The following is a 10,251-nucleotide window of genomic DNA, read 5'->3' as shown; positions in this document are numbered from 1 at the left end:
CGTCGCCTTCAAGGTCTGGGGCATCTACACGGCCACGGCCGTGGCCATCGTCGCCACCATCGCGCAGATCGCCTACCTGCGCGTGCGCCATGGCAAGGTCGAGCCCATGCAATGGGTCAGCCTGGGCGTGATCGTGCTGTTCGGCGGCGCCACCTTGCTCGCCCACAACGACACCTTCATCAAGTGGAAGCCCACGGTGCTGTACTGGCTCATGGGCGGCGCCCTGGTGATTGGCCAGCTGGTATTTCGCAAGAACCTGCTGCGCTCTGTCATGGGCGCGCAACTGCAACTGCCGGACAACGCCTGGCGCACCATGAACTGGAGCTGGGCAGCCTTCTTCGCGGTGATGGGCGCGCTCAACCTGGTCATCGCCTACCGCTTCGACACCGACACCTGGGTCAACTTCAAGCTGTTCGGCGGCATGGGGCTGATGCTGGTCTTCGTGATCGGACAGGCCATCTACATGAGCCGCTTCATGCAGGAAGACAAGGGCGAGGCAGCCGCCGCCACGCCCGACGCCCTGCCCCCGTCCGGCGTGCAACAGGACAAGCAGCCATGAGCGCACCCGCCCATCCACTGCCCATCACCGCCGAAGCCATGCAGGCCGTGCTGCGCGAGCGCCTCGCCCCCGATCACCTGGAAGTGATCGACGAAAGCCACCAGCACGCCGGCCATGTGGGAGCCAACGGCACCGGCTTCGGCACGCATTTCCGCGTGCGCATTGCGTCACCTTTGTTTCAAGGCAAGCCGCGCGTGGCACGCCACCGCCTTGTGTATGATGCGCTGCAAGAATTCATTGACCAGGGCGCTCACGCCATCGCCATCGAGGTTCTTTGAACTTTTACAGGCTCCGAAGATTCGGAGCCTGTTGCGTATCCACGCTATAGAATCAATTTTTCCTTCATCTCTGGAATTCGCATGAAAAAACAGCTTCTGACCAGCCTGGTGACTGCCGCCGTGCTGAGCACCGCAGCCCTGTCCGCCTCGGCCCAGAACATCGCCGTCGTCAACGGCAAGGCTGTGCCCAAGGCACGCGCCGAAGTGCTCAAGCAGCAGATCGAGCAAAGCGGCCGCCCCGTCACGCCCGAGATGGAAGGGCAGATCAAGGAAGAAGTCATCGCCCGCGAGATCTTCATGCAGGAAGCCAACAAGCGCGGCCTGGCCAACAGCGAAGCCTACAAGCAGCAGATGGAACTGGCCCGCCAGACCATCCTGATCCGCTCGCTGTTCGAAGACTTCCAGAAGAAGAACCCCGTGACCGACGCCGAAGCCAAGGCCGAGTACGACAAGGCCGTCGCTGCCAACAGCGGCAAGGAATACAAGGCCAGCCACATCCTGGTCGAGTCGGAAGACCGCGCCAAGGCCATCATTGCCGAGATCAAGGCCGGCAAGAAGTTCGAAGACATCGCCAAGAAGGAGTCCAAGGACCCCGGATCCGGTGCCCGTGGTGGTGACCTCGACTGGGCCAACCCCGGCAACTACGTGCCCGAGTTCTCCGAAGCCCTGATCAAGCTCGAAAAGGGCGGCATGACCCAGGAGCCGGTCAAGAGCCAGTTCGGCTACCACATCATCCGCCAGGACGACGTGCGCCAGGCCGAACTGCCCAAGTTCGAGGAAGTCAAGCCCCAGATCGTGCAGCAGCTGCAACAGCAAAAGCTGGCGCAATTCCAGGAATCGCTGCGCGAAAAGGCCAAGATCCAGTAAGATGCTTGCGTGTCGGCGGTTTTTGCCGTCGGCCTGACCATCACCAGCCCGCCTTGTGCGGGCTCTTTTTTTGCCCCAGGCAAGGTGGCCGCCAAAGAAAAGAGCTGCCCCTGGGGGCAGCCCGATTCAAGCCTGATTCATCCTGTCCCGGCGTCCCGGCGCCCACGGCACCGGAAACCAGGCCATCGTGCTTCTCAGAACTGGTAGAGCGCGGTCAATCTGACCGTGCGACCCTCTCCGTACTCCACGGCCGAAGAACGCGACTGCTCGCCCAGGCGCTGGCGCACGCCGGCCACATAGGCCTTGTTGCCGATGTTGTCGAGATTGAGCCGGAGCTTCCATTGCCGGTTGAGTTCATAGCCGACCATGGCGCTGTGCACCCAGTAAGCGGACAGCTTGCCGTCGCCGGCCGAAGTGACATTGCGCGTGCCCACGAAGCGCGCGCCATAGCCCACCGTCCAGCCCTGCGGCAGCGCATAGGTGGTCCACAGGTTCAGCGAATGGCGCGGCGTATTGCCCAGCGCCTGGCCCACACGCGCAGGCTCGTTCAATGACTTGAGGGTCTTGCTGGCCATGAAGGTGTAGTTGGCGAAGAGGTCCCATTGCGGAGTCACCTTGCCTGCAGCCCCGAGTTCCAGCCCGCGCACGCGCTGCTCACCGGCCAGCAGATAGCTGCCATCGGCCATCTGCTCTCGGGCATTGGTCTTGTCCACCTGGAACAGAGCGGCTGTCAGCGCCAGCTGGCGGTCCCGCACATCCCACTTGGTTCCCAGCTCCAGGCTGGTGTTCTTCTCGGGCGCCAGCGAGGCCGTGGCCGCATCCAGGCCGGAACCATTGGAGACCAGGAATTCCGCGGAGGGGTTGAAGGCCGTGCCATAGGCCAGGTAGATGCGGCCGTTGTCGGCGGGCTTGAAGCTCAGGGCCGTGCGGCCGCTGAGCCGGCCGTCGGAACTGTCCACCGAGGTGCGCACGCCAGCGGCCGTTGTGGCGTTGGAGCGCCCGTCGATCCAGTCATAGCGCAGGCCCAGGTTCAGATCCCAGCGCGGCCCCAGCGCAATGGAGTCGGTGGCATACAGCGCGCGGGTGTCCAGGCTGGTCTCGTTCCTTCCGCTGTTTTGCAAGTCCGTCGTGCCCGTCCAGTATCCGGGCGGACGGGCCAGCGGATAGCCGCCGGCCGGGAACTGCCGGTTGATGTTGTAGGAAGAGGTGGTACGGTCATAGGTCTCGCGTGCGATCTCGAAGCCCGTGACCAGCGTATGCCCCAGCACGCCTGTGTCGAAGCGCTGGGTCAGGTTGGTCTGGTTGATCCACAGGGTGGTGGCCGCATCGCGGCCATAGGCCTGCGGACCTGCGGGCCGGTAGTAGCCAGGCTGCATGCCCCTCAGATCGACATGCGAGGCCGAGATCACGGTATCGCGGCTCAGCCGCGAGTAGCGCGAGAGGTTCTGCAGCTTGGCGCCCGAGGCGAAGTCATGCTCGATCTTCGCGGTCAGGGCATTCTGGCTGATCTTTTCGCGGTCAAGGTTGCGCCAGCCGAAATAGGCATTGCGCGAGACGCCTTCGAGCATCTTGCCGCGAAAGGCCGGCACGCCATAGTCGGGAAGATTGTCATCGCTCTGATGGAAGAAGCCGAGGGTCAGGCGCGTGGGCGAATTCAGCCCCAGGGCCAGCGAGGGCGCCACGCCCCAGCGCCGCTTGAAGATGGCATTGCGCCCCGCCACGTTGCTGTCATGGCCCATGAGGTTCAGGCGCATGGCAGCCTTGCCGCCAGCCAGCACCCTGTTGGCGTCGAGCGTGACGCGCCGGTAGCTGGCCGTGCCCAGGCCTGCGTCGGCCTCGGTGAAGTCATGGGCCGTGGGCTGCTTGCTGATCATGTTGATGCTGCCGCCCGAGGTGCCCGCGCCGCCGAAGACCGAGTTGGGTCCCTTGATGACCTCGACGGATTGCGTGTTGAAGAGATCGCTTCGGCTCTTCTGCCCGCTGTCGCGCAGCCCGTCGATCTGCAGGTTGGCGTTGGCGCTGAAGCCGCGGATGTTGATGCTGTCGCCCGAGCCTGCACCGCCCTCGCCCGCATTGAAGGTGATGCCGGATACATTGGACAGCGCCTGCTGCAGGCTCAGGGCGTTTTGCTCCTGCAGCACCTGCCCGGGCACCACGGTGATGGTCTGCGGCACATCCAGCAGCGGCTTGGCGTATTTGGCCGATTCGGATGCCTCGGTGCGCGAGCCGGTGGAGCGCTGCCCGGAGACCGTCAAGGGCGCCAACTGCACCTGACGCTCATCGGCAGTGGCGTCCTGCGCATAAGCGGGCGTGACCAGCGCCGCAGCGAACACCGAAAAAAGGCACGACTGGGGGCCGGAGACGAAGGGTCGAGATAGCAAATGTGCTGTGCGCATGGCAAAGATCCACGTTGAAAATGGGAATCATTTGCAACGCAGCCTTTCCAAAGCAATCAGACCCGTCTGAATCTGGCGCATCACCCCTGGTTTCAGGCGTTTTCGCTTGCGCCGATCAGCGCGCTCCAGCCTCCTGCAGCAGGCGCTCCACCTCATGCTGGCTGCGCTGTCGGGCGTGGACGACGGCGGTCACGCCATCCTTGTCGGGCAGATTGAGATCGGCCCTGGCCGCGATCAGCTGGCGGACGATGTCCTGGTAGCGCGGGCCTCCGTCGCCCAGCAAAACGGCTTCGAGCAGGCAGGTCCAGCCCAGCCGGTTCACATGGTCGGCCCGTACACCTGCGGCCAGCAGGGCCTGCACGGTATCGACATGGCCGCGCTCGCAGGCCGGGATCAGCGCCGTGCCGCCGTAGCGGTTGGTGCTTTGCAGATCGGCGCCGTACGACAGCGTCATGCGCAGTATCTCCAGGCGGCCCAGGGCACCGGCCAGCAGATAGGCACTGTCCTGCAGGTCATTCTTGAGATTGGGGTTGGCCCCATGGACCAGCAGCGAGCGCGCGACCTCGACATGGTTGCCGCGCACGGCCAGCAGCAGCGGCGTATTGCCCTGCCGGTCACGCACATCGACAGGTGCGCCGCGCTTGAGCCAGTCGCGTACCTGCAGCGCTTCGCCGGCCTGGGCGGCCGCCAGCAGCGCGGGACCGAATTCCGGGCGATTCACCGCACCCTCCTGCGCCCTGGCCGCATCGCGGCCCTCGGCGGCTGTGGCCACAGCCTGCGCCTCCTGCGCCTGCGTCTCTTGTCCCTGCGCATCCGCCAGTCCCGCGGCAAGACAGGCCGTCAGGATTGCAACGTGCCGGACATGGGCGCCGGATCGGGAAACAGCATGGTGCATACAAGCCCTCCTGGAAAACACGGTTGTGCGGCAAGCGTAAGGCAAGCTTGCCCGGTTGCGCATGAAGCCGGGGCGTCGCACGTCAGTTTCATTCAGGAACTATAGCTACATCGCCTGATCCCACGCGCTTTCCCCGGGCTTGCGCCGGAAAGTCTTCGCGCGCCAGCCTTTCTCAAACGAAAGGAGACCTGTTCCCGTGTCTTGCAACAAAAGCCGTGCCGCCCGCTGGATGGCCGCAGCCGCCACCGCCCTCGCCGTCCTCACCACCACCCTGGCCCCGGCCGCCGCCCATGCGCGCGAGTTCGTCAGCGTCAAGGGCGCCAGCGTCAATGTGCGGCAGCAGCCCACCACGCGCTCGGCCACGCTGTGGGAACTGGGCAAGGGCTATCCGCTGCAGGTGGTGCAGCGCAAGGGCCAGTGGCTGCGCGTCAGGGACAACGAGAGCACGCTGGGCTGGGTGCATGCGCCGCTGACCGGCAAGACCCCGCACATGGTGGTGACCGGGCGCACCGCCAACCTGCGCGCCGGCCCGGGCCAGAACCATCGCGTGGTGGGCAAGCTGGCTGAAATGGAAGTGGTGCGCACGCTCAGGAAACAGGGCTCCTGGGCCCAGGTCCAGCGCGACAACGGCCAAAAGGGCTGGGTGGCGCGCAGCCTGACCTGGGGCTGGTGAACCAGGCGCTGCGTCGAACGTTCAGCCGTTGACCACGACCTGCGCGCGCGGCGCATAGCCGTGGTTCAGCGGACCGTGGCCGGCGCCCGTGAACACATCGGCACCGGCCGCAATCGCGCCCAGGATGTACTCGCGCGCCTGGGCCACGGCCGTCTCCAGCGGCAGGCCCAGCGCCAGGTGCGAGGCAATCGCCGAAGACAGCGTGCAGCCCGTGCCGTGCCCGTTGTGCGTGGCAATGCGCTGCGACTGCAGGCGCAGCCGCTGGCCGTTGCCATGGCCCAGCAGGTCCACCACCAGATCGCCCGACAAGTGCCCGCCCTTGAGCAAGGCGGCCGGCGCGCCCAGCGCCAGCAGTTCCTGCACGGCGCCGTCCAGTGCGTCTATGCCATCAATGGAGTGGCCCAGCAGCAGCGCCGCCTCGTCCAGATTGGGCGTGACCACGGTGGCCAGGGGGAAAAGTTCGCGCACCAGCACGGAGGCGGTTTCCGGGGCAATCAGCCGGTCGCCGCTGGTGGCCACCATCACGGGGTCGAGCACCACGTTGCGCAGCTGGTGGCGGCGGATGGCATCGGCCACCACCTGCACCACCTCGGGCGTGGCCAGCATGCCGATCTTGACGGCGTCGGCGCCGATGTCCTCGACCACCGCATCGATCTGGCCGCGCAGTATGTCCACGGGAATGCCGTGGATGCCGCTGACGCCCAGCGTGTTCTGCACGGTGATGGCCGTGATGGCCGTCATGCCGTAGCAGCCCAGGGCGCTGCAGGTCTTGAGGTCGGCCTGTATGCCGGCGCCGCCGCCGCTGTCGGAGCCCGCGATGATGAGCACGCGTGCATAGCGCTTGCGCGCGGCGGGAGCCGGTTCGGTGGATGCGGCGGTCGAAGGGGAGTGGTCGGCAGTCATGGGCGAAAATTATCACCCATGCGCATGGTCAATACCGGCAGCTGCGGGATGTGCTGTAATGCCTGCTGACGGACGAAACAGGGGTGTCCCGTCGGTGAAACAGGGCCTGGCCCGCCTCGCCGATGCGTGACTGAGAAACACCCTGGGGCCCCGGGGCGACCAGCCCCCTGCCGCACAAGCCTGCACCACAGGCACCTTGCCGCGCAGCGCCCCTGCACCCGATCCAGGTCATGCTGGCGTGGGGAGTTTCAATCAATCGGGGTGGTACGCCGCGTTTTGTCCAGCACATGCCCTGTGCGCGGACAGCCGGCCGGCAGTCCCACGGGCATGGGCGCACTTGACCACCAGATGCACATGTCCGTTCTACAAGCTTCTTCCCGCATCGCCATTCTGGGCGGCGGCCTCATGGGCCGGCTGCTGGCATTGGCGCTGGCCCGTCGCGGCCACGGCATCGCCGTATACGACGCCCACGGCCCCGAAGGCGATGGCGCAGCGGCCCGCGTGGCCGCCGCCATGCTCGCGCCCCTGGCCGAATCGGCCATCACCGAGCCCGGCGTGGTGCGCATGGGCCAGCACGGCCTGACGCGCTGGCCCGAACTGCTGGCCCAGCTCGATGCGCCCGTGTTCTTCCAGCAAAACGGCACCCTCATCCTCTGGCACCGCCAGGACGCGGGCGATGCCCAGCGCTTTTTCGGCCTGCTGGAGAAAAACCGCCGCATCAACCCCAGCCTTCCCGCGCTGCAGCCGCTGGCCGACCAGGCCCTGCACGACTGCGAGCCCGCGCTTGAGCGGCGCTTTGCCCAGGCCATGTACCTGCAGGGCGAAGGCCAGCTCGACAACCGCCAGCTGCTGGCCGCGCTCCACGCCACGCTGACCCGCCTGGGCGTGGAGCAGCACTGGAACCAGCCGCGCGAGCTGGCCGACTTCCGTCCCGGCACGCCGGGCCAGCCCGACTGGGTGCTGGACTGCCGGGGCCTGGGCGCACGCGGCCAGTGGCCTGCGCTGCGCGGCGTGCGCGGCGAGGTGGTGCGCATCCATGCGCCCGAGGTCACGCTGCAGCGGCCCACGCGCCTGATCCATCCGCGCTATCCGATCTACATTGCGCCCAAGGAGGACCACCTCTTCGTCATCGGCGCCACCGAGATCGAGTCCGACGACATGTCGCCGGCCAGCGTGCGCTCCACGCTGGAGCTGCTGAGCGCCGCCTACACCGTGCATCCGGGTTTTGCCGAGGGCCGCATCGTCGAGATCGCCACCCAGTGCCGCCCCACCCTGCCCGACAATCTGCCGGCCGTGCGCTGGAGCGCGCCGCGCGTGATGGAGGTCAACGGCCTGTACCGCCATGGCTTCATGATCGCGCCGGCCATGCTGGACGTGGTGCTGGAGCTGCTCGACAGCGGCGATTCCGAACTGGCCCGCCGCTTCGATGTTGCCGTCGAGCATGCGCCATCGCAGCACAAGGCAGCCGCCTGAACGGCACGCACGGCACTTTCACGCACAACAGACCGGACATGCATGCAGGGCCGACAAGACCGGCCCTGCCTAAGATCGAACAAGCCCCCGTACCCGCCTTTCGTTTCCCCTCAGCCGCCATGAACATCACCATCAACCAGCAAGCGACCGAACTGAGCGACGGAGCCACCGTGGCCGACGCGCTGGCCCAGCTTGCGCCGCGCCCGCCCTTTGCCGTGGCCATCAACACCGTCTTCGTGCCCAAGGCCCGCTATGCCGAACAGGCGCTGAACGACGGCGACCGCCTCGAAGTGATCTCGCCGGTGACCGGCGGCTGATGCCCCATCCGACTCTCCCATTGCCTCACGCCATGACGACTTCCGCCCCTTCCTCCGACGACAGCCTGGTCCTGTACGGCCAGCGCTTTGACAGCCGCCTGCTGCTGGGCACCTCCCGCTACCCCTCGCCCGCCGTGCTGGAAGCTGCCGTGCAGCGTGCCCGCCCCGCCATGGTCACGGCCTCGCTGCGCCGCCAGGGCAGCAATGCCGCCGAGACCGGTGCCAGCTTCTGGGAATTGCTCAAGAAGCTGGCCGTGCCCGTGCTGCCCAACACGGCCGGCTGCATGACCGTGCAGGAAGCCGTGACCACGGCCCAGATGGCACGCGAAGTCTTCGAGACCCCCTGGATCAAGCTGGAGCTGATCGGCGACGACTACACCCTGCAGCCCGACACGCTGAACCTGGTCGAGGCCGCCTCCATCCTCATCAAGGACGGCTTCCAGGTCCTGCCCTACACCACCGAGGACCTGGTGCTGTGCCAGCGCCTGGTGGATGTGGGCTGCCAGGCCGTCATGCCCTGGGCGGCGCCCATCGGCACGGGCCGCGGCCCCGTCAACCCCTATGCCATGCAGACACTGCGCGAGCGCCTGAAGGTGCCGCTGATCGTGGATGCGGGCCTGGGCCGCCCCTCGCACGCCTGCCAGGTCATGGAATGGGGCTATGACGCCGTGCTGCTGAACACGGCCGTGGCCTTGTCCGAAGATCCCGTCGCCATGGCCGGCGCCTTTGCCGATGCCGTGAATGCCGGCCACGCCGCCCACCGCGCCGGCGCCATGGCCGAGCAGTCTGCCGCCCAGCCCAGCACGCCCGTGCTGGGCACGCCGTTCTGGCACCACGGCTGAGGAGACCGGCCATGAGCAACGACTCCATCCAGTCCTGGGCAGATGCCATCGTGCGCCTGCACGGCGCCACCTTTGCCCCTGAAGGCTCCGCCCTGCCCTCGCAGCCCGTACCGCAGGCACAGCGCCAGGAGCCGGCCTATCTTGCGGCGCTGCAGGCCTGCAGCGCCCTGGGTTTCATCGCCATCGACGCCGAGACGCTGGCCTGTGCCTGGCAGGCGCAGACGCTGCGCAGGGGCCGCTTCGAGGCCACGCTATGGCCCGACGATCCGCGCGACTTCGGCCTGGAGGGCGCCGATCCCGCACTGGCCTTCCCGGAGTGCCCAAGGTCCCTGGGCCTTTACGGCGTGCTGCCCGACGCGCAATGGGTGGGCCGCATGGCCCGCGCCGGTGTGCCCACCGTGCAGCTGCGCTTCAAGTCCGAGGACCGCGACGCCATCGCGCGCGAAGTGCGCGCCGCCGTGGCCGCCGTGGAAGGCACGGGCGCCCTGCTCTTCATCAACGACCACTGGCGCGAGGCCATCGATGCCGGCGCCTATGGCGTGCATGTGGGCCAGGAGGACCTGGACGCGCTGGCCGGCGCCGACCTGCAGGCCATCCACGCCTCGGGCCTGCGCCTGGGCGTGAGCACGCATGGCTACGCCGAAATGGTGCGCGCCCATGCCGTGCAGCCCAGCTACATCGCGCTGGGCGCCGTCTTTCCCACCACGCTCAAGAAAATGGCCACGGCTCCGCAGGGCCTGGCGCGCCTGGGCGCCTATGTGCGCCTGATGCAGCGCTATCCGCTGGTGGCCATCGGCGGCATCTCGGCCGACCAATTCCCGGCCGTGCGCGCCACTGGCGTGGGCTCGGTGGCCGTGGTGCGGGCACTGGTCAATGCCGAGGACCCGGAAGCGGCGGCGCAGCAGTTGCTTGCCAGCATGCAGGCTGCGAACTGAGCCTTTGCGGGACCACACATCAAAAAAGGGAGCATCTGCTCCCTTTCTTGCATGTGCACCTGGCTCAGTCCTTGGACGGCTCCTTGCCGTCACCCTGCGGCGACGGAGCCTGT

At 67.0% G+C, this 10,251-nt stretch carries 11 protein-coding genes; 8 read left to right on the top strand and 3 right to left on the bottom strand.

From position 1 onward, the window contains the following. From L995_RS11100 to L995_RS11090, 3 genes are all read left to right on the top strand, one after another. Positions 1–559 (top strand): septation protein A (locus L995_RS11100; RefSeq protein ID WP_047471655.1); only part of this gene is annotated, 559 nt, incomplete at its 5' end. Further along, a complete protein-coding gene (locus tag L995_RS11095) occupies positions 556–837 on the top strand; it encodes a BolA family protein (protein WP_013802780.1) in 282 nt (93 codons plus the stop codon). The genes L995_RS11100 and L995_RS11095, both read left to right, overlap by 4 nt. Before the next feature lie 81 nt (positions 838–918). After that, positions 919–1,704: a foldase protein PrsA gene (locus L995_RS11090; RefSeq protein WP_016446742.1), complete on the top strand. Its 786-nt coding sequence runs from the start codon at positions 919–921 to the stop codon at positions 1,702–1,704. Between the two features lie 194 nt (positions 1,705–1,898). Here L995_RS11090 and L995_RS11085 read toward each other — a convergent pair whose 3' ends face one another. Continuing rightward, positions 1,899–4,100 carry a TonB-dependent receptor gene (locus L995_RS11085; protein ID WP_047471652.1) on the bottom strand — a complete coding sequence of 734 codons (2,202 nt, stop codon included), beginning with the start codon at positions 4,098–4,100 and terminating at the stop codon, positions 1,899–1,901. Positions 4,101–4,215: 115 nt separating this feature from the next. Beyond that, on the bottom strand, positions 4,216–4,995 hold the full coding sequence (locus L995_RS11080) for an ankyrin repeat domain-containing protein (protein ID WP_047471650.1): 780 nt from the start codon (positions 4,993–4,995) through the stop codon (positions 4,216–4,218). Positions 4,996–5,191: 196 nt separating this feature from the next. Between L995_RS11080 and L995_RS11075 the strand changes: the two genes are divergently transcribed. Further along, the gene (locus L995_RS11075) at positions 5,192–5,668 is read left to right on the top strand and encodes an SH3 domain-containing protein (protein ID WP_047471648.1); all 477 of its coding nucleotides are present in this window, start codon (positions 5,192–5,194) and stop codon (positions 5,666–5,668) included. 21 nt (positions 5,669–5,689) lie between these two features. Here the strand turns inward: L995_RS11075 and thiD are convergent, their stop codons facing one another. Beyond that, on the bottom strand, positions 5,690–6,571 hold the full coding sequence (gene thiD, locus L995_RS11070; RefSeq protein ID WP_046983938.1) for a bifunctional hydroxymethylpyrimidine kinase/phosphomethylpyrimidine kinase: 882 nt from the start codon (positions 6,569–6,571) through the stop codon (positions 5,690–5,692). A 354-nt stretch (positions 6,572–6,925) separates the two neighbouring features. Between thiD and L995_RS11065 the strand changes: the two genes are divergently transcribed. The 4 genes from L995_RS11065 (at position 6,926) to thiE (ending at position 10,138) form a co-directional block, all read left to right on the top strand. After that, complete coding sequence (locus tag L995_RS11065) at positions 6,926–8,044, top strand: FAD-dependent oxidoreductase (RefSeq protein ID WP_074922885.1); 1,119 nt, start codon at positions 6,926–6,928, stop codon at positions 8,042–8,044. Between the two features lie 119 nt (positions 8,045–8,163). Then, complete coding sequence (gene thiS / locus L995_RS11060) at positions 8,164–8,361, top strand: sulfur carrier protein ThiS (protein WP_012205130.1); 198 nt, start codon at positions 8,164–8,166, stop codon at positions 8,359–8,361. Between the two features lie 32 nt (positions 8,362–8,393). Then, the gene (locus L995_RS11055; protein ID WP_016452920.1) at positions 8,394–9,203 is read left to right on the top strand and encodes a thiazole synthase; all 810 of its coding nucleotides are present in this window, start codon (positions 8,394–8,396) and stop codon (positions 9,201–9,203) included. Between the two features lie 11 nt (positions 9,204–9,214). After that, positions 9,215–10,138, top strand: a complete 924-nt coding sequence (gene thiE, locus L995_RS11050; RefSeq protein ID WP_043791457.1) for a thiamine phosphate synthase — start codon at positions 9,215–9,217, stop codon at positions 10,136–10,138. Positions 10,139–10,251 lie beyond the last annotated feature (113 nt).

The sequence above is a fragment of the Delftia sp. ZNC0008 genome (assembly GCF_000799035.1).
Classification (GTDB): Bacteria; Pseudomonadota; Gammaproteobacteria; order Burkholderiales; family Burkholderiaceae_C; genus Comamonas; species Comamonas tsuruhatensis.
The sequence above is the reverse complement of the archived record's forward strand: the minus strand, read 5'-3'. Positions and strand labels throughout refer to the sequence as shown.